The organism is Ruegeria sp. AD11(2025), from assembly GCF_056542405.1.
Genome location: NZ_JBQFZU010000006.1, coordinates 204,579 through 222,998, shown reverse-complemented (window position 1 = coordinate 222,998; position 18,420 = coordinate 204,579). Strand labels below are relative to the sequence as shown.

At 58.2% G+C, this 18,420-nt stretch carries 16 protein-coding genes; 9 read left to right on the top strand and 7 right to left on the bottom strand.

Annotation, left to right across the window (positions count from 1 at the left end; genetic code table 11):
* Positions 1-356: 356 nt before the first annotated feature.
* A complete protein-coding gene (gene katG / locus ACR1XY_RS08555) occupies positions 357-2,558 on the bottom strand; it encodes a catalase/peroxidase HPI (protein WP_480592154.1) in 2,202 nt (733 codons plus the stop codon).
* 366 nt (positions 2,559-2,924) lie between these two features.
* On the opposite strand from katG, the gene ACR1XY_RS08550 reads away from it, so the two are divergent.
* Positions 2,925-4,541, top strand: coding sequence for a GMC family oxidoreductase (locus tag ACR1XY_RS08550; protein WP_480592152.1), 1,617 nt, complete (start codon positions 2,925-2,927; stop codon positions 4,539-4,541).
* Positions 4,542-4,544: 3 nt separating this feature from the next.
* Here ACR1XY_RS08550 and ACR1XY_RS08545 read toward each other — a convergent pair whose 3' ends face one another.
* Positions 4,545-5,390, bottom strand: coding sequence for an SDR family oxidoreductase (locus ACR1XY_RS08545; RefSeq protein WP_480592150.1), 846 nt, complete (start codon positions 5,388-5,390; stop codon positions 4,545-4,547).
* 90 nt (positions 5,391-5,480) lie between these two features.
* On the opposite strand from ACR1XY_RS08545, the gene ACR1XY_RS08540 reads away from it, so the two are divergent.
* Entirely contained in the window at positions 5,481-6,113 is a 633-nt protein-coding gene (locus ACR1XY_RS08540; protein WP_480592148.1) for a class I SAM-dependent DNA methyltransferase, read from the top strand.
* A 3-nt stretch (positions 6,114-6,116) separates the two neighbouring features.
* On the opposite strand, the gene ACR1XY_RS08535 is transcribed toward ACR1XY_RS08540, so the two are convergent.
* Positions 6,117-7,106, bottom strand: a complete 990-nt coding sequence (locus tag ACR1XY_RS08535) for a sterol desaturase family protein (protein WP_480592145.1) — start codon at positions 7,104-7,106, stop codon at positions 6,117-6,119.
* 11 nt (positions 7,107-7,117) lie between these two features.
* Complete coding sequence (locus tag ACR1XY_RS08530; RefSeq protein WP_480592142.1) at positions 7,118-7,873, bottom strand: class II aldolase and adducin N-terminal domain-containing protein; 756 nt, start codon at positions 7,871-7,873, stop codon at positions 7,118-7,120.
* A 117-nt stretch (positions 7,874-7,990) separates the two neighbouring features.
* Between ACR1XY_RS08530 and ACR1XY_RS08525 the strand changes: the two genes are divergently transcribed.
* The 4 genes from ACR1XY_RS08525 (at position 7,991) to ACR1XY_RS08510 (ending at position 12,690) form a co-directional block, all read left to right on the top strand.
* Positions 7,991-8,866, top strand: a complete 876-nt coding sequence (locus ACR1XY_RS08525; RefSeq protein WP_480592140.1) for a LysR substrate-binding domain-containing protein — start codon at positions 7,991-7,993, stop codon at positions 8,864-8,866.
* A gap of 143 nt (positions 8,867-9,009) precedes the next feature.
* Positions 9,010-10,812, top strand: coding sequence for an adenine deaminase (gene ade / locus ACR1XY_RS08520; protein ID WP_480592138.1), 1,803 nt, complete (start codon positions 9,010-9,012; stop codon positions 10,810-10,812).
* The gene (locus ACR1XY_RS08515) at positions 10,809-12,272 is read left to right on the top strand and encodes an AMP nucleosidase (protein ID WP_480592136.1); all 1,464 of its coding nucleotides are present in this window, start codon (positions 10,809-10,811) and stop codon (positions 12,270-12,272) included. Before ade ends, ACR1XY_RS08515 begins: the two co-directional genes overlap by 4 nt.
* A 130-nt stretch (positions 12,273-12,402) precedes the next feature.
* Positions 12,403-12,690 (top strand): HU family DNA-binding protein, encoded by a 288-nt coding sequence (locus ACR1XY_RS08510; protein WP_170349467.1) that lies wholly within the window; start codon positions 12,403-12,405, stop codon positions 12,688-12,690.
* A 121-nt stretch (positions 12,691-12,811) separates the two neighbouring features.
* Here the strand turns inward: ACR1XY_RS08510 and ACR1XY_RS08505 are convergent, their stop codons facing one another.
* Both ACR1XY_RS08505 and ACR1XY_RS08500 read right to left on the bottom strand, forming a co-directional pair.
* Positions 12,812-14,353, bottom strand: a complete 1,542-nt coding sequence (locus ACR1XY_RS08505) for an adenylate/guanylate cyclase domain-containing protein (RefSeq protein ID WP_480592134.1) — start codon at positions 14,351-14,353, stop codon at positions 12,812-12,814.
* Positions 14,354-14,536: 183 nt separating this feature from the next.
* Complete coding sequence (locus ACR1XY_RS08500; RefSeq protein ID WP_480592132.1) at positions 14,537-15,754, bottom strand: BCCT family transporter; 1,218 nt, start codon at positions 15,752-15,754, stop codon at positions 14,537-14,539.
* 170 nt (positions 15,755-15,924) lie between these two features.
* Between ACR1XY_RS08500 and ACR1XY_RS08495 the strand changes: the two genes are divergently transcribed.
* Positions 15,925-16,812, top strand: coding sequence for a DMT family transporter (locus tag ACR1XY_RS08495; protein WP_480592130.1), 888 nt, complete (start codon positions 15,925-15,927; stop codon positions 16,810-16,812).
* On the opposite strand, the gene ACR1XY_RS08490 is transcribed toward ACR1XY_RS08495, so the two are convergent.
* On the bottom strand, positions 16,788-17,309 hold the full coding sequence (locus ACR1XY_RS08490; protein ID WP_480592129.1) for a glutathione peroxidase: 522 nt from the start codon (positions 17,307-17,309) through the stop codon (positions 16,788-16,790). The two genes, ACR1XY_RS08495 and ACR1XY_RS08490, sit on opposite strands and share 25 nt — an antisense overlap.
* A gap of 142 nt (positions 17,310-17,451) precedes the next feature.
* On the opposite strand from ACR1XY_RS08490, the gene msrB reads away from it, so the two are divergent.
* The gene (msrB, locus tag ACR1XY_RS08485) at positions 17,452-17,901 is read left to right on the top strand and encodes a peptide-methionine (R)-S-oxide reductase MsrB (protein WP_480592127.1); all 450 of its coding nucleotides are present in this window, start codon (positions 17,452-17,454) and stop codon (positions 17,899-17,901) included.
* Entirely contained in the window at positions 17,898-18,407 is a 510-nt protein-coding gene (gene msrA, locus ACR1XY_RS08480) for a peptide-methionine (S)-S-oxide reductase MsrA (RefSeq protein WP_480592126.1), read from the top strand. Before msrB ends, msrA begins: the two co-directional genes overlap by 4 nt.
* The last annotated feature ends 13 nt before the right edge of the window (positions 18,408-18,420 follow it).

Sequence of the window (18,420 nt, the reverse complement as noted above, 5' to 3'; positions counted from 1 at the left end):
CAGTCTCTCCTGAGCGTCTCAACCGTCTCTCCGGCCCGTCCCACCGTCTCACCGGTGCGTCCCAAGCGCCTCAGCAGCGCCGGTGAAGGGGTATTTACGGATTAGGTCTGGGGCCTGCAACCCCCATTTTGAAAAAACTTCACATTTCTCAGCAGAAACTTGTTCATGTTAATAAAAACAACAAGTTAGCTTTAGAATTCTCTTTGCTGGCGCGTGCAGTTACCGACAGGTAGCTAAAAAGTGCTGGCCTTCAGACGGAATCGTACCCAATGCTCGGTATGCACGCGGGGCCTGGCCAAAGAAAACGCCGCCCGAGTCTCTACGGGCGGCGTCGCTTCGTGAGTGGTTGTTCCTTCTTACTTCAGATCGAAGCGGTCTGCGTTCATCACCTTGTTCCAGGCCGAGACAAAGTCGTAGACGAATTTGCCCTCGGCATCTGCCTGACCATAGACCTCGGCCAGCGCCCGCAGTTGCGAATTCGAACCAAAGACCAGATCAACGCGTGTGCCGGTCCATTTGACCTCACCGCTGGCGCGGTCGCGACCCTCGTAGACGCCCTTGCCTGCAGGTTTCCATTCGGTGCTCATGTCCAGAATGTTGGTGAAGAAGTCATTGCTGAGTGTTCCGACGCGGTCAGTGAACACGCCATGCGCGCTGTCGCTGAAATTGGTGCCCAGCACACGCAGACCACCAACAAGCACCGTCATCTCGGGCGCGGACAGTGTCAGCAATTGCGCCCGGTCGACAAGCAGCTCTTCCGGCGAGACCGTGTAGTCGGCCTTCTGATAGTTGCGGAAGCCGTCAGCAATTGGATCCATCACTGCGAAGCTGTCCACATCCGTCTGCTCTTGCGTCGCGTCTGTACGTCCCGGCGTGAACGGAACTTCGACATCCTGACCACCAGCTTTGGCGGCCTGTTCGACACCGACGGCACCAGCCAGCACGATCACATCGGCCAGGGACACTTTCTTGTTGCCCGACTGCGCAGCGTTGAACGCCGTCTGCACGCCTTGCAGCGCATCCAGCGCCTTGGACAGTTTCATCGGCTCGTTCACATCCCAGTCTTTCTGCGGAGCAAGACGAATGCGGGCGCCGTTGGCTCCGCCCCGCTTGTCAGACCCGCGGAAGGTCGAGGCCGAGGCCCATGCGGTCGAAACCAGCTCGGACACCGACAGTCCGCTTGCAGCGATCTTGGCTTTCAGGTCGGCCACATCGGCGTCGTCAACCAGATCGTGATCCACGGCGGGAACATTGTCCTGCCACAACAGTTCTTCGGTCGGAGCTTCCGGGCCGATATAGGCCGCTCGCGGACCCATGTCGCGATGGGTCAGTTTGAACCACGCGCGGGCGAAGGCATCAGCGAACTCGTCCGGGTTCTCGTGAAAGCGCTTTGAGATCGGGCCATAGATCGGGTCCATGCGCATCGCCATGTCGGCGGTGGTCATCATGGTTTTGACCTTTTTCGACGGATCATGCGCCGCCGGGGCCATGTCTTCTTCCTTAACGCCGACCGGTTCCCAGATATAAGCACCCGAAGGGCTCTTGGTCAGGTTCCAGTCATAGCCGAACAGCAGGTCGAAATAACCGTTGTCCCATTTGATCGGGTTCGCGGTCCATGCGCCCTCGATTCCGCTGGTGGTGGTGTCGTCGCCCTTGCCGGACCCAAACTTATTGATCCAGCCAAAGCCCATCTCTTCAACCGGCGCGGCCTCGGGATCGGGACCCACCAGATCGGGGTCACCCGCACCATGCGCTTTGCCAAATGTGTGACCACCGGCAACCAGGGCGACGGTTTCCTCGTCATTCATCGCCATCCGACCAAAGGTGTCACGGATGTCGCGACCCGAGGCCAAAACGTTCGGTTCCCCATCCGGGCCTTCGGGGTTCACGTAGATCAGACCCATCTGTACAGCTGCCAGCGGGTTTTCCAGATCGCGTTCACCCGAATAGCGGCTGTGCGGGTTGTCGGTCGGGGCGAGCCATTCTGTTTCCGAGCCCCAATAGATGTCTTCTTCCGGCGCCCAGATATCTTCGCGGCCACCGGCGAAGCCGAAGGTCTTGCCGCCCATCGACTCGATGGCGCAGTTCCCGGCCAAGATCATCAGGTCAGCCCAGGAAAGCTGGTTGCCGTATTTCTGCTTGATCGGCCACAGCAGACGGCGCGCTTTGTCCAGATTGCCATTGTCCGGCCAGCTGTTCAGCGGCGCGAACCGCTGGTTGCCGGTCGAGGCACCGCCACGGCCATCCGCCGTCCGGTACGTACCGGCGCTGTGCCAGGCCATACGGATGAACAGACCGCCATAATGGCCATAATCCGCAGGCCACCAGTCCTGCGAATCTGTCATCAGCGCATAGAGGTCTTCTTTCAGCGCCTTCATGTCCAGCTTCTTGAATTCTTCGGCATAGTCAAAATCCGCACCCAACGGGTTCGACGCCGGCGTGTTCTGGTGCAGGATCGACAGGTTCAGCTGGTTCGGCCACCAATCCCGGTTCGACCGGGTACCCGCGCCGTGCATTACCGGGCAACCGCCCGTTTTGGGGTTATCACTTCCGTCCATATCGATCTCCAATCCTGGCTAATTTCCGGCAGGTTCGCGCGGTCAAAACTCGGTCGATCAAGAGCACATCTAGATGACACTTTTACCCCGCCAAGGATGCGTAGTGCGTCCCGAGCAAGGTATTGGCGACTCTGTTGTCTTGTCCCTTAAAGAAGTAGCAAACCAAAGCCATGCAAAAAAGTTTTGTTTAGTGATGAGTTTAATAGGAAATGGTTATGATACTTTTAGATTTAATCCTACCAGACAATAGTAACCTTGGGTCACACCCCGGATACGGCAATTGTTTTTTCCCGCCGCTCGGCCACAGTCTTAGACAAGGCTGACCTGGGCATCGCTCCGCCCGGTCGGGCAGGAGGGGAAATCGGAATGGAATTCGACTATGTCATTGTCGGCGGCGGGTCCGCAGGTTCGGTGCTTGCCAGCCGTCTGAGCGAAGACCCAAGCAAGAGCGTTTGCCTGCTCGAGGCCGGCGGGCGCGGCGGCAGCATTCTGGTCCGAATGCCTTCGGCCGTTGTTGCCGCCCTGCCCGGTCGTCCCAAGATCAACAACTGGGCTTTTGAAACGGTGCCTCAACCGGGGCTGAACGGGCGGCGTGGATATCAACCGCGCGGCAAGGCACTGGGCGGGTCCAGCGCAATCAATGCGATGCTTTATGTAAGGGGCCATCGTCAGGACTATGACGGCTGGGAAGAACTGGGCTGTACCGGCTGGGGCTGGGACAGTGTCCTGCCCTATTTCAAACGGTCCGAGAACAATGAGGACGGCGCCGATGACCTGCATGGCGCTAGCGGCCCGCTGCAGGTGTCACACCAGAAAGAGCCGCGCCCGATCACTCATGCATTCATCGAAGCGGCCGAGCAGATGCAGCACCGCCGCACTGATGATTTCAATCGCGGCGACAATGAAGGGGTCGGCCTTTATCAGGTCACACAGTTCCACGACCCTGCCAAAAACGGCGAGCGGTGCTCGGCCGCAGCGGCCTATGTTTTTCCTGTCATCGACCGCCCCAACCTGACGGTCATCACTCAGGCCCATGCCAAAGAGCTGACCTTTGACGGCAAGCGCGCGACCGGGGTGATCTACAAAAAGAAAGCAAAAGGGCCAGACATCACGGTCAGGGCCAAGCGTGAGGTTCTGATCTGCGCCGGCGCGCTGAAATCCCCGCACTTGCTGCAACTGTCCGGGATCGGGGCCGCAGAGGACCTGACCAAACACGGCATTGCCGTCCGTCACAACCTGCCCGGTGTGGGCAAGAACCTGCAGGACCATCTGGATTTCATCCTGTCCTACAAAACCAGGGACACCGACAATTTCGGGATCAGCCCGACGGCATCGGTAAACCTGACCCGACATCTTCTGCGCTGGCGAAAGACCGGCGTGTCGATGGCTGCGACACCCTTTGCCGAAGGGGCGGGGTTTCTGAAAACCTCAGCCAATCTGGACCGGCCCGATATTCAGCTGCATTTCACCATCGCGCTGGTCGATGATCACGCCCGCAAGCTGCATTACGGCCACGGGTTCGCCTGCCATGTCTGCAAACTGCGCCCCGAAAGCCGTGGGACGGTTGGCCTGAACAGCGCCGATCCCTTTGCCGCGCCCACCATCGACCCGGCGTTTTTGTCCGACGACCGCGATCTGGCCACGCTGATCAAAGGCGCGCGGATGATGCGAGAGATCCTCGAGGCCCCCGCCCTCGCAAAATACCGGCACAAAGAGACGTTCGGAACCGACACTGCCCGCACCGACGCCGATTGGGAACGGCATATCCGCGACCGCGCCGATACGATCTATCACCCGGTCGGAACCTGCAAGATGGGGGTGGATGAGATGGCCGTGGTTGACCCGGAACTGCGCGTGCGTGGGATCGAGGGACTGCGTGTGATTGATGCCTCGGTGATGCCGACGCTGATCTCGGGCAACACCAATGCACCGACCATCATGATCGCCGAGAAAGCCGCCGACCTAATCAAGGCCGCAGGCTGATCCTCAGGCGTCTTCCATCAGGGCCTCAAGCCCGGCGCGATAGTCCGGATACAGAAGGTGAACACTCAGCTCATCCTTGATCCGGTCATTACGGACACGCTTGTTTTCATTATAGAAACTGCGGGCCATCGGTGTCAGATCGGCCTGATCAAACGGAACTGCAGGCGGCAGTGGCAGGCCCTGCAGTTCGGCGGCATAAGCGATTACGTCCTGCGGCGGCACCGGCTCATCATCGCAGACGTTGTATATAGCGCCGGGATTGGGTGCGGCCATCGACGCAGCCAGAACCTGCGCGATGTCGGCTACGTGAATGCGGGAAAACACCTGCCCGGGCTTGATGATGCGCCGCATTCCCGCTCGCTTGAGCTTGGAAAACGGACCGCGACCGGGGCCATAGATACCGGCCAGCCGGAAGATATGGACAGGCAATCCGGGGATGCTCTGCCATTGCTGTTCCGCCTTGACCCGCCAACGGCCCCGCTCGGCCGTGGGTGTGGGCGGCGTGGTTTCATCCACCCATTCCCCCTGATGATCGCCATAAACGGCGGTCGTCGACAGGTAGCCGACCCATTTGAATTGCGCGGCACGCGCGGTGATCTCGTCCTGCAACGCGGACAATACCGGATCACCGTCCTTGCTGGGTGCCGTTGAGATCAGCAGATGCGTCACCCCGTCCAGTTCCGGTGTCTGTCCGGGCCAGATCAATGGCTCAGCGCCGGATGCACGAATGGTGGGGGCTTGGGCGGGATCGCGGGTGGTGCCGATGATGCGCCAACCTTGTGGGTCCAGAAGCTGGGACAAGGCTTGCGCCGAGTATCCGTGGCCGAACGAAAAAAGAGTTCCTGTCATGTCGCCTTTGATGATCCGCAATCCCGGCAGATGCAAGCACCTGAGCTTGAATACTTGATTCGAATCCCTCAATGCGCCTTTCTTTTAGGCATGGCTGAGAAAAAACCAAACCTGCACACCGCTTATTCCCTGGCATCGCCTGAGGGTCACAAAGAACTCTATGCCGAATGGGCCGGAGATTATGACGAAACCTTCGCCGCGCGCGAGGATTACCAGCTACACATTCACACGGCCCGAGCCTTTGTGGCGGCAGGCGGCCAAGGCCCGGTTCTGGATGTCGGCGCGGGCACGGGACTATGTGGCGCAGTATTGGCCGGGTTGGGTGTTGGTCCGATCGACGCCACCGACATCAGCGCCGAAATGCTGGATCAGGCCATGCGCAAGGACATTTATCGTGATGCGATCGAGGCCGATCTGAATCAGGGCATCCCCGTTCCGGGTGAGTGTTACTCGGGGATTGTGTCATCCGGCACGTTCACTCATGGCCATCTGGGGCCAGAGGCCCTGCCCGCCCTTCTGCGTGTTGCCCGCCCTGGCGCGCAATTTGCCCTGTCAATCAATGCGCAGCACTATGAAACACTAGGTTTTGCCGAGGCTTTGCACAAACTGGCACAGGGTCAGATACAAAACCTGACCCTGCCCGAGGTGCGGATTTACGGCGATCTGGCCGTGGGTCCCAACAAGGACGACACCGCGCTGATTGCATTGTTCGAGAGGACCTGACCCTTACGTATACATCTGTTTCTTGAACGCCCGGGTGCGCGTCGTCGCCTCGGCTGAACCGTCATGATAGGTGCCGAACCACTTATCAAAGGGGATCTCAGAGGTGCCATAGTTGCACTCGAAATACCGGTGATGCAGCTGGTGAAAGAAATCCCCGGCACGGGCGGCATCGGTATTCCCAGCCTTCAGCTTTTCAAAGCCTGAATGCGACAGGACTGGGCTGATCTGCTGAAAATAGGTATGGAACAACACATGCAGCGGATGTGACGGCACGATCAGGTGGATGAAGTAGGTCGTGAAGTAGAGCAGGTTCTCATACCAATGGTTCGAAATCCCCGACCACGGCCCGATATTGACGTTCCGGTGATGCACGGCGTGGACGTGTTTATAGAGCTTGGGGTGATGTTCCAGCCTGTGCACCCAGTAGAAATGCAGCCCCGACCACATCGGAATGAACAGCATCCACACCACACACCAGACCGGCGCGCTGGCCCAGGTGACAGTGGGCACATAACCGTTGGCCATCGCCCAGTAGATCACCCACTGATAAACGGTCGCCACGGTCATCGCGCTGCCCAGCGTCCACCAGATATTGTCCCAGACCTGATTGCGGAATGTGAAATTCCCATTGTTGCGGGTCAGGTCCCGACGGTCGAATTTCTTGTACATGCCCTGGCCTTTGCGCATGTAAAGCCACCAATGCAGGCTGCCAGCGACCAGGATTTGCGGCACCATATTCAGCAGCCAGATACGGAACATCCAACCCGGCGCAAAGCTCTGCATCGTTTCCAACGCTGGGAAAAAGAACGCGTAGGCTGTGACGGCCAGGGCCATGCATAATGTCAGCGCCGTGATCTGCAGCCATGCGCTGCTATACCATTTCAACACGGCAGCAGGGCGCGGAGGCCAGTTGAACAGCGGATTCAGCCCCACCGGCCCCTCGGGGTGATAATGCCAGCGGGCGGCTTCGGGGTCCTGAGCGGTGTCAGTCATGGCGGTACCCTTTATGTGGCGTAGTCGGAGCCTTCGGCATCCAGCAAAGCCTTGATCTCGCGCAGATGTGCCTCGGCCTGATCAGGATAGTCGTCCAGTTCCTCTGCAGTCTTCTCGGCAATCTCGTCCGACAGCACACGCAGGGGCTGACCGGTTTGCAGCGCACGGATATAGGTCTCCGCCGCGCGTTCGAAATAATAGAGCCGGTTAAAGGTATCCGCGGGGTCGCTGCCGATCACCAGCACGCCATGATTGCCCATGATCATGACCTTCTTTTTCGGGTCCGACAGCATCCCGGCGCAGCGCTCGCCCTCGCTTTCAAAGGCCAATCCACTAAATTCCTGATCGACCACATAGCGGTTGTAGAAAGTGGCCGTGTTCTGATCGATCGGCGGCAGCGAACTGTCCGCCAGAGATGCCAACACGGTGGCAAAGATCGAATGCACATGCATCACGCAGCGCGCATGCGGGCAGTGTCGGTGGATCGATCCGTGCAGACCCCAAGCGGTTGGATCGGGCGCACCGGGCTGAGACATCACGTCCGGGTCTTTGGCATCAAGCAACAGCAGGTTCGACGCCTTGATCCGCGCGAAATGCATCTGGTTGGCGTTCATCAGGAACTGCGTGCCGTCTTCATTCACCGCAAGGCTGAAATGATTGGCCACGCCTTCATGCATGTTCAGCCGTTCGGTCCAGCGGAAAGTGGCGGCAAGATCAACGCGTTCCGCCCAATGGTCGATATTGGGGCGCAGGTTGGTGACGGTCATTGCGGGCTCCTGTTGGAATAGCTCGGACATAGGAAAAACGTGCCTGCGGCGCGAATGTTTGACCAACGAAAAAAACAGACCTATCTCATTAGCTGAACTAATGGCAGGGTTATGCACATGCAGAATTCGCTTCCTCCCCTGGGCTGGCTGCGCACGTTCGAGGCCTCGGCCCGGCATCTGTCCTTTACCGGAGCGGCCCGGGACCTGAACATGACCCAAAGCGCGGTCAGTCAGCAGATCAAATCGCTGGAAGGCTACCTGGGTCAGCCACTGTTCCTGCGCCGCCCGCGCGCTCTCGAACTGACCGAAGCTGGCATCACCTACCTGCCAGTGGTGCGCGAGGCGTTTCGGACACTGGTGCGCGGCACGCAAGCTGTCACCGGGGCGCAGCAAAACGCGGTGCAGGTACAAAGCAACATCAGTTTTGCGGTCAACTGGCTGGCCCCGCGCCTGCCCCAGTTTCGATCCGAACACCCCGAGGTGCAACTGAACATCTTTACCGAACTGTGGGAACCACGCGAAATGGCCGAGGGCGCTGCGGTGGAAATCCGCTATTCGCTGCGGCCCTCCGATACGGTGCGTACCGAAATGCTGCGGACCGATCACTATTATCCGGTCTGCGCCCCTGGGTACGAGGTGACACTGGACACGTTGCAGCAGCAGCCGCTGTTTGACTGTTCCAACCTGATGTCCAACTGGGCAAGTTGGGCAGAAGATCAGCCTTTGAACTGGAAAAACCCGCCAATAACCTATTCGACCACCTATCTGGTCAGCCTGTCCGTGGCGATGGCCGGAGGCGGGCTCTGCCTGACCCATGACACCATCGCCCGCGACCTGATCCGGCAGGGGCGATTGGTAGCGCCTTTTGCCCATCGCGAGGTGATGCCTGAGGCCTATTACCTGCTGTTGTCCCCACAGGCCGAAGAAACTCCGGGGGCACTGGCCTTTGCCGATTGGCTGCGGCGCGAGATGGAGGCGGACCGGTTGGCGTGACCGGGGCACTCCCGCCCATCGTCAATGCCGCTGCGCGACATCTCCTCTGGTTGGGCCGGGCAGCGCTAGCGCGCTGCGTGACGGATCGATGATAGCTGCGCTCTGGGGGTTGCACCTTTCCCCGCAATTGGGAAAGTTGAGCCATGGAAAATACGCCCTTCCCAAGCTGGCCCGATGTCGCCCCCCAATTGATTGCAGTTGCCGCAGGACGCGAGGCCGCGGATCTGGTCGTTCGTGGCGGGATCTGGGTCAATGTCCACAGCCGTGAGACGCTGCCTGATCATGACATCGCCATTTCCAATGGGCGCGTAGCCTTTGTCGGGCCGGATGCGTCGCACTGCATCGGACCCGACACACAGATCATCGAAGCGAACGGCCGGTACATGCTGCCGGGTCTGTGCGATGCCCATATGCATATCGAATCGGGCATGCTGACCCCGGCCGAATTTGCCCGCGCGGTGATTCCGCATGGCACCACCTCGATGTTCACCGACCCGCATGAGATTGCTAATGTGCTGGGGCTGGACGGCGTACGCATGATGCATGACGAGGCGCTGATGCAGCCGGTGAACATCTTTACCCAGATGCCGTCCTGTGCGCCCTCGGCTCCGGGGTTGGAGACCACTGGCTATGAGATCACGCCCAATGACGTGGTTGAGGCGATGAACTGGCCCGGTATCATCGGGCTGGGTGAGATGATGAATTTCCCCGGTGTGATTCATGGTGACCCGAAGATGTTGGCCGAGATCGCAGCTACTCAGCGGGCGGGCAAGACCGTGGGCGGGCATTACGCTTCGCCTGATTTAGGGCCTGATTTCGCGGCTTATGTTGCGGGTGGCCCGGCAGACGATCACGAAGGTACCTGTGAGGCTGACGCCATTGCCCGCGTGCGGCAGGGAATGCGGTCGATGATGCGGCTGGGTTCAGCCTGGTATGACGTCGAAAGCCAGATCACGGCTGTGACTGAAAAAGGGCTGGACCCGCGCAATTTCATCCTTTGCACGGATGATTGCCACTCCGGAACACTGGTCAATGACGGCCATATGAACCGGGTGGTGCGCCACGCGATTGCGTGCGGATGCGACCCGCTGGTCGCGCTACAGATGGCGACGATCAACACAGCCACCCATTTCGGTTTAGAACGTGAGATCGGTTCAATCACGCCAGGGAGACGGGCGGATGTCATTCTCAGCTCGGACCTGACCGAATTGCCTATCGAAACGGTTATCGCACGCGGTCAGATCGTGGCCCAGGATGGCGCGATCAAGGTGGACTGCCCGCATCTGGATTGGCCCGAACCTGCGCGCAAAACGGTGCATCTGGGCCATAATCTTTCGCAGGTGGATTTTGAGATCAAGGCCCCGGCCGGTGCCAACCGTGTTCAGGCCAATGTGATCGGCGTGGTCGAAAACCAGGCCCCGACCAAGGCGCTGAAGGCGGAATTGCCGATTATCGGCGGACTGGTCGAGGGCGAAGGCGACGTCTGCCAGATCGCGCTGGTCGAACGCCACCGCGCAACCGGAGGGGTGACGAACGCTTTTGTCTCGGGCTTCGGGTATCAGGGCAAAATGGCCATGGCCTCGACCGTGGCCCACGACAGCCACCATATGATCGTAGTCGGCACCGACCGGGAACAGATGGCGCTGGCTGCAAACCGGCTGGCCGAGATCGGCGGTGGCATCACGATCTTCCGCGATGGAGAGGAACTGGCGCTGGTGGAGTTGCCGATTGCCGGGCTGATGTCCGACAGCCCCGCCGCCGAGGTTGCTGCCAAAGCGGACAAGATGGTCGAAGCTATGCTGGCCTGCGGCTGTCAGCTGAACAACGCTTACATGCAGCACTCGCTGTTGGCCCTCGTCGTTATTCCGGAATTGCGGATCTCCGATCTGGGGTTAGTAGACGTGCGCACATTCAAAAAGATCGATCTTCTGGAACCTCTTGCATGACAATAATTAAAACACCCAACGTCCCGTCGCCTGAAAAGTTTACAGATCCCGCTGCCGCAGTGACCCGTCTGGAAGAGCTGTACGAAAAGGCAACGCAGTTTCTGTGCAACAGCTTTGCTATCGCAATGGAACAAGGCGTACCGGCCGAACGGTACCGGGCCTATTACCCGGAAATCCGGATCAAGACCTCGTCCTATGCGCAAGTCGACAGCCGCCTGAGCTTTGGCCACGTATCCGAGCCCGGCACCCACGCGACAACGGTGACGCGGCCCGATCTGTTCCGCTCCTATCTGACGCAACAGATCGCGCTTCTGATCAGGAACCACGATCAGCCGGTGACGATTCAGGCATCCGACACGCCCATACCGGTGCATTTCGCGGTGGCCAACAACCCCGACCTTGTGGTGCCGCATCAGGGAGCAGCGGGGTTCACCCTGCGTGACGTGTTCGACGTGCCGGACCTGACCACCACCAATGATGACATCGTCAACGGGATCCATGACGTCGAGAATGAGATCGGCCCGCTGTCGCTGTTCACCGCACAACGGGTGGATTACTCGCTGGCACGGCTGTCACATTACACGGCGACCGACCCCAGCCATTTCCAGAACCATGTTCTGTTCACCAACTACCAGTTCTACGTGTCCGAGTTCGAAAACTACGCGCGCGAGCAGCTGGCCGACCCGAATAGCGGCTACACCAGTTTCGTCTCGACCGGGAATGTCGAGATCACAACCCCTGACGGCCCCCTGGAACAACCGCTGAAACTGCCGCAGATGCCGACTTACCACCTGAAACGCGCGGATGGGGCGGGGATCACGCTTGTCAATATCGGCGTCGGTCCGTCGAATGCGAAAACCGCCACCGACCATATAGCGGTACTGCGCCCTCATGCCTGGCTGATGGTTGGCCATTGTGCCGGGCTGCGGAACACGCAGGCGCTGGGGGATTTCGTACTGGCCCATGCCTATTTGCGTGAAGACAAAGTTCTGGACGACGATCTTCCGGTTTGGGTGCCGATCCCGCCGCTGGCCGAGATTCAGGTGGCTTTGGAACAGGCCGTGGCCGAGGTCACCGAACTGGAAGGCTATGAGCTGAAACGGATCATGCGCACCGGCACCGTCGCCTCGGTCGACAACCGCAATTGGGAGCTGCGCGATCAGTCCGGCCCGGTGCAACGCCTCAGCCAATCCCGCGCGATTGCGCTGGATATGGAAAGCGCCACCATCGCTGCCAACGGCTATCGGTTTCGGGTGCCGTACGGTACTTTGCTATGTGTTTCAGACAAACCTTTGCACGGTGAATTAAAGCTTCCCGGCATGGCTTCTGCGTTTTATACCACACAGGTCAGCCGTCATCTGGCGATCGGAATTCGCGCGATGGAACACTTGCGCGGCATGCCGTTGGAGCGTTTGCACAGCCGGAAATTGCGTTCGTTTGACGAAACAGCCTTTCTATGACGCAAAAAAGCAACGATTTCCCCATATTTTTAGGGTTTTCCGCGCTACTATTCGTTGTGTTCGCCCACAATATCCCGTTACAGTTACGCGGTGAGGCCCTATCTATCGGGCACGTTAAGGAGACCAAGAAATGGCAAAGCCTATGACAAAGACTCAGCTGGTTGCTGCTCTCGCTGAGGAAATGGGAACCGACAAGAAAGCCGCAAACGCCGCGCTGGAGGCCGTGACCGGCCTGATCACCCGCGAAGTTTCGGCGGGCGGTGCGGTGACCCTGCCCGGCGTTGGCAAAATCTACTGCCGCGAGCGCCCCGAGCGCATGGTGCGCAACCCCGCCACCGGCGAGCAGTTCAAGAAAGAGGCCGACAAGGTGGTCAAAATGACCATCGCGAAGGCGCTGAAGGACAGCGTGAACGGCTGATTTCAGTCTTCACCGCAAACGATTGAGGGCCGCCGTTTGGGGGTCCTTTTTCTTTTGGCCCCCTCAAAACGAGTCTTTTGCGTTTGTCTGCAAAGTGCCCGAAACAGTTGTTGTGTAACGGTCAGACTTTGGCCTTGGAGCCGGTAAGGAACCAAGTGTTCACAGCACCCATTCCCTTTATCTCGATCACGCCTCGAGGTTCAAATTCGTAGCCCGCCTCTAACTCCTCCTTTGCGGCACCTGTCACTTGAATTTTCCCCGGTTCACCGTGGCTCTCCATCCGGCTGGCGGTGTTTACCGTTTCTCCCCAAACATCGTAGAATAACTTTTGGTTTCCAATTACACCGGCGACAGCAGGACCCAGGTGAAGTCCGATCCGTACTTGGAGCCCATCCGGGAATTCAGGTGACATTTCAGCGACCAATCTTTGCATGTCCAGAGCCATTTCGGCGACACGATGCACTGGGTCGCCCACCGGCGACGGAATACCTGCCGCTACCATGTAGGCGTCACCAATCGTCTTGATCTTTTCCAAACCGTGCTTTTCGGCCAACTCATCAAATACGCGGAAGATCTTGTTCAGAAACCCTACTACATCTTCCGGCGGCAGTTTCGATGCCTGGGGTGTGAAATCGACGATGTCCGCAAAAAGCACTGGGACATTGGGCAAGTTGTCTGCGATGGTCCGGTCTGGCTCGACCTTTAGTCTTGCCGCAATGTCTTCTGGCAGCAGGTTGTAAAGCAACTTCTCCGACCGGGCGTATTCCGCTTCCAATTCGGCTCGCTGGGTCTCTACCTTTTCATATAGATAACCAAGACGCTTACTTGTGGCATTCACGTTGTCCGCCAATGTACCAAGCTCGTCACGATTCGGTACTTTAACGCGCGCCCCGAAATCCCCTTTGGCGACAACGCTAAGTGTTTGACCAATTCGGCGCATTGGCCAGATCAGAGAAGAAGAGATCGCGTAACCCAGAAAAAGGGCGGTCCCCGTTGCAATTGTTGCCGCCAGTACGACCATTTCACGCGTCGACTGAAAAACTTCAGCGTTCCTGATTGCGCGGTCGCGCATTTCACCTTCAGCAGTCTGCACGAGGGTATATGCGTCGTCTTGCATTGAACGAATGCGGCGAAAGATCTGGTTCAATCCCAATTCAGCGGCATTCTTCATGTTTCCGTCTCTTCGAAATCGGAGGATGGCGACTGCCTTGGTTTTGATGTCACTCAATTCTATCCGGATTTCATTTATTGCTCGAGCCTCTTCGCTGCCCGTTTGCACGAATCGACGTATCCCTTGCGCAATGTTATGTTGCAGATTCTCGATCTGACCGATGAAGTTGCCGGTTGAAAATGCAAAAATTTCGTCCGAATCGTCTCCGGGCGTTTGATCAATGACCAGGGACAAGTTCATCAGGTTCAACTCGCTCAAAGCCAAATGGATTTCGTTGAAATATGCAATTCTCTCCTGATCGTGAATCATAGCATCGACACGTCCGTTCGATTGCTGCAACGCCGCCATTGCAAAAAGCGCCAAGCCTAGAAGCAACAGGGTGATCCCCAAAAAAGCGACCAGCAGTTTAACGTGCACAGATAACGCCGCTTTTGCCACGCTCCGTGCGATCAGATTGGGTTGCTGAGAGTCTTTTTCGCCTTGCTCCCACATAGATTGTGCCCGACTCGATTGGTGGCGATACATTGAACAGAATACCTATTGCCGCAGGACAAGTCACTTTTGGCCTCAGTTCTTCGGCGGCAATGTCCGCATCGCGGGCAAAGACGCGGCCAGAAGCTGTGCAAAAAAAAATGGGCGCCGAGGCGCCCGTTCTTGTTTCATTGCCAAGGTTTATCAGTGAACCGTCTCGACCTTGTGGAAGTCCAGATCGCGGTCCTCGGGCATCGAGTCGATGCTCATCACCTCTTTGCGCTTGGCAATCAGGATATAGACCACGCAGGCCAGGTACAGGCCGACGACCACGGCGCCGATCCACTGGATCTGCAGCCACTGGCTCTGGAACAGCAGGGTCAGGATGAACAGCAGCGCAACATTGCCGCCGACATAGACCAGTTTGCCCAGACGCTCGACCGTCAGGTTCAGGTTGTCGGTGTACAGACGGATCAGCGAATCAAGCGAGTTGATCACGAAGGTCACGCCGACAATCACCATCGCGATGTTGGTGATACCTGCGGTGTCGATGCCGTTCAGGTGGTAGTAGTAGAGAACGGAGAACCAGATGCCCAGCGGGATCGACGGGAAGATCAGCAGTGCCGCCAGCAACTGCCACGTGGTCAGGCCGCCGACAAAACGCGAGGTGAACTGGCCGATCATGATTGACCAAGCAAACCACCAGAACAGGTAGAAGGCGTGATAATCGGTCAGCGGCAGAACGAACTTGTGGATGTTCGCAAAATAGGCGCCGATATTGCTGCCGGTTTCCACGAACCCTGTCATGCCCATGCCCGCAGCCATCCACATGCCGAGGATCAGCGCCAGAAACAGGAAGGTCGAACCCACCGACAGGATGCGCACGTATTTCAGGTCTGTCGACGAATAGGCCGCAGCCAGAATGACGACGAACACGATGATATAGAAGGTACCGACCACGGATTCTCCGTCGCCGACCTCGGGCAGGTAGCCGGGCAGGTAGATCAGGAACAGGCTGGCGGTGAAAGCGCAAGTGCCGATGATGACCACGTTGTTGATCAGCTTGACCAACGGGATCTCAAAGAACTTCACGCGGGGCTCGATGACGCAGAAATAAAATGCTGTCAGGAAGTAGAACGCCCAGATCAGAAAGCCCCAGAAGCCGAACTCGATTGCCAGCGGATTGGCGAAGGCATAAGCGGGATCTTCGGCATAACCACCGAACTCGGTCAATGGGAACATGATCAGTCCCACATCCAGACCGGATGTGAACAGGATCGCAATGAAAGTGAACAGATGGACGGGGGTCACGCCGACACAGCGCAGGTTCCACCACTTCACTACAAAGAAAGCGACCAGGCCCAAGGCCAGCAGGACGCCAAACGACAGAATGTATTCCAAAAGCACCAAAACGCCTCCCATGATATTTCGGATGCAGATGCTGTTAACTTTTATTGGCCAGTCAATCAATAAAAACGACCGAACAACCTATAACACGCGCCAAATGTGCCTTTTTTGACGCAAGAAACGCCGCTTCTTGCGGCGGTTGCGAATTTGATGAACAGTGCGCGAAAGTTCTAAGGGGGACCGGAATGGATCTTCGCGCCATTGCCATGGGGCTGACATTTGCGTTCATCTGGTCCTCGGCCTTTTCCTCGGCCCGGATCATCGTTGCAGATGCGTCTCCGTTGTTTTCACTGGCGTTGCGATTCCTGATTTCAGGGGTAATCGGTGTCGCCATCGCGCGTGCGATGGGTCAAAGCTGGAACCTGACCCGACCCCAGTGGCGAGCGACCATCTTGTTCGGAATTTGCCAGAATGCCCTGTATTTGGGTCTTAATTTCTATGCGATGCAGACGGTTGAGGCCTCGCTCGCCGCCATCATCGCTTCGACCATGCCGCTTCTGGTGGCACTGGCGGGGTGGGTGTTTCTGGGGGAAAAACTACGACCGATCGCGGTACTGGGCTTGTTTGCAGGTTTTGCTGGCGTGGCCCTGATCATGAGCACACGGATCGGCGGCGGCGTTGATATGTTCGGCGTCGCATTATGCTGTGTCGGAGCTTTGGCTTTGACCTTTGCCACCTTGACCATTCGTGGCGCCACTTCGGGCGGCAACTTCATGATGGTGGTCGGGCTGCAGATGCTGGTAGGCTCAGCCGTATTGTTTGTCTCAGCACCGGTGTTTGAAACAATCTACATCCATCCAACCGTGCCACTGGCGCTGGCCTTCACCTACACGACCCTGTTCCCCGGCCTGTTGGCGACACTGATCTGGGTGTTGCTGCTGGACCGGATAGGCGCCACCCGCGCGGCAACCTTCCATTTCCTCAACCCGGTCTTCGGTGTCACCATCGCCGCCATCCTATTGGGTGAAAAACTGGGCCCGCTGGATGCGGTGGGAGTCGGGATCACGACACTCGGGATTCTGGCGGTTCAGTTGGCACGGCAACCTGCTCACGGCAGCAAGGCCTCGACCTGACGCAGCAACTTTGGCGCGTCCGGTTTTGTGTTCGCGCCGTAGGTGGCCACCACCTCGCCATTAGGGTCCAGCAGGATCTTGTTGAAATTCCACCGGGGCTCGAACCCGGTCTGCGCTGCCACCGCCTTGTAGAAGGGATGCGCATTCGCACCTTTCACCGGGGTGATGTCGGTCATCGGCAGGGTCAGGCCATAGTTCATCTCACAGAACTCCTTCACCTCATCGGCCGAGGCCAGTTCCTGATTAAACGAATCCGATGGCACCGCCAGAACCACAAGGCCCTGATCCGAATAGGTCTCAAATACCTTTTGCAGAGCCGCATATTGACCGGTGAACCCGCAATGCGAGGCGGTGTTCACCACCAGAACCGGCTGGCCCCTCCAGTCCTCGATCGACAAGGTTCCCCCATCGATCGATGCGAACTCCCCCGCCAACGGAGCCGCCTGCACTGCGCGGTCGAGCAGGATCAAAACCGTCAAAAGAAAAATTCTGAGCATGATTTGGACTCCCTTTACCTACACTACGTTTCAAAACCGGTTGCAGATCACCCGCACGAACGCGCGAGGCCACTGAAATAGGACTTTGATTTCCGCGCCCCTGCCCCCAGATTATGCCACAAGAAAAACGACCGGAGGAGCCATGACCCGTTATACCAAAGACCCCGAGGCCGTCGCCGCCCTGTCCCCCGAAGAATTCCACGTCACGCAGCGCAGCGGGACCGAGCGTCCGGGCACCGGCAAATACCTGAGCAACAAGGAGCCAGGCATTTATGTGGACATCGTCTCGGGCGAGCCGTTGTTCGCCTCGACCCACAAGTACGAGTCCGGCTGCGGCTGGCCCAGTTTCACAAAACCGATCATCCATGAACATGTGGAGGAATTTCACGACACCACTCATGGTATGATCCGCACCGAAGTCCGCTCGAAACACGGTGACAGCCATTTGGGGCATGTGTTCCCGGACGGCCCGCGTGAACATGGCGGGCTGCGTTATTGCATCAACTCTGCCGCGCTACGGTTCATCCATCGGGACGAGATGGAGGCCGAAGGCTATGGCGAATACCTGATCCACGTGGAGGACATCCAATGACCGATGAACGCGCCGTACTTGCCGGGGGCTGTTTTTGGGGTATGCAGGACCTGATCCGCAAACTGCCGGGCGTGTCCAGCACCCGCGTCGGCTATACCGGCGGTGACGTGCCCAACGCCACCTATCGCAACCACGGCACCCATGCCGAGGGGATCGAGATCGTTTTCGACCCTGCCAAGATCACCTATCGCGAGTTGCTGGAGTTCTTCTTCCAGATTCACGATCCCACCACGCTGAACCGTCAGGGCAATGACCGCGGCATGAGCTACCGCTCGGCCATCTATTATGTGGACGATGCCCAGAAACAGGTGGCCCTGGACACAATCGCGGACGTCAACGCCAGCGGCATCTGGCCCGGCAAAGTGGTGACCGAGGTCGAACCCGTGAGCGATTTCTGGGAGGCCGAGCCAGAACATCAGGATTACCTCGAGCGTATCCCGAACGGCTATACCTGCCACTTCCCGCGCCCCGATTGGGTGCTACCCAAACGCGACGCAGCTGAATAAAGGGATAGCCCTT

Coding starts and splice junctions, on each gene's coding strand:
- ACR1XY_RS08510 (WP_170349467.1), top strand. CDS start 12,403: ATGGCAAAGCCTATGACAAAGACTCAGCTGGTTGCTGCTCTCGCTGAG.
- ACR1XY_RS08500 (WP_480592132.1), bottom strand. CDS start 15,754: ATGGGAGGCGTTTTGGTGCTTTTGGAATACATTCTGTCGTTTGGCGTC.
- ACR1XY_RS08540 (WP_480592148.1), top strand. CDS start 5,481: ATGGCTGAGAAAAAACCAAACCTGCACACCGCTTATTCCCTGGCATCG.
- msrB (WP_480592127.1), top strand. CDS start 17,452: ATGACCCGTTATACCAAAGACCCCGAGGCCGTCGCCGCCCTGTCCCCC.
- ACR1XY_RS08545 (WP_480592150.1), bottom strand. CDS start 5,390: ATGACAGGAACTCTTTTTTCGTTCGGCCACGGATACTCGGCGCAAGCC.
- ACR1XY_RS08495 (WP_480592130.1), top strand. CDS start 15,925: ATGGATCTTCGCGCCATTGCCATGGGGCTGACATTTGCGTTCATCTGG.
- msrA (WP_480592126.1), top strand. CDS start 17,898: ATGACCGATGAACGCGCCGTACTTGCCGGGGGCTGTTTTTGGGGTATG.
- ACR1XY_RS08530 (WP_480592142.1), bottom strand. CDS start 7,873: ATGACCGTCACCAACCTGCGCCCCAATATCGACCATTGGGCGGAACGC.
- ACR1XY_RS08550 (WP_480592152.1), top strand. CDS start 2,925: ATGGAATTCGACTATGTCATTGTCGGCGGCGGGTCCGCAGGTTCGGTG.
- ACR1XY_RS08525 (WP_480592140.1), top strand. CDS start 7,991: ATGCAGAATTCGCTTCCTCCCCTGGGCTGGCTGCGCACGTTCGAGGCC.
- ACR1XY_RS08535 (WP_480592145.1), bottom strand. CDS start 7,106: ATGACTGACACCGCTCAGGACCCCGAAGCCGCCCGCTGGCATTATCAC.
- ACR1XY_RS08515 (WP_480592136.1), top strand. CDS start 10,809: ATGACAATAATTAAAACACCCAACGTCCCGTCGCCTGAAAAGTTTACA.
- ACR1XY_RS08490 (WP_480592129.1), bottom strand. CDS start 17,309: ATGCTCAGAATTTTTCTTTTGACGGTTTTGATCCTGCTCGACCGCGCA.
- ACR1XY_RS08505 (WP_480592134.1), bottom strand. CDS start 14,353: ATGTGGGAGCAAGGCGAAAAAGACTCTCAGCAACCCAATCTGATCGCA.
- ade (WP_480592138.1), top strand. CDS start 9,010: ATGGAAAATACGCCCTTCCCAAGCTGGCCCGATGTCGCCCCCCAATTG.
- katG (WP_480592154.1), bottom strand. CDS start 2,558: ATGGACGGAAGTGATAACCCCAAAACGGGCGGTTGCCCGGTAATGCAC.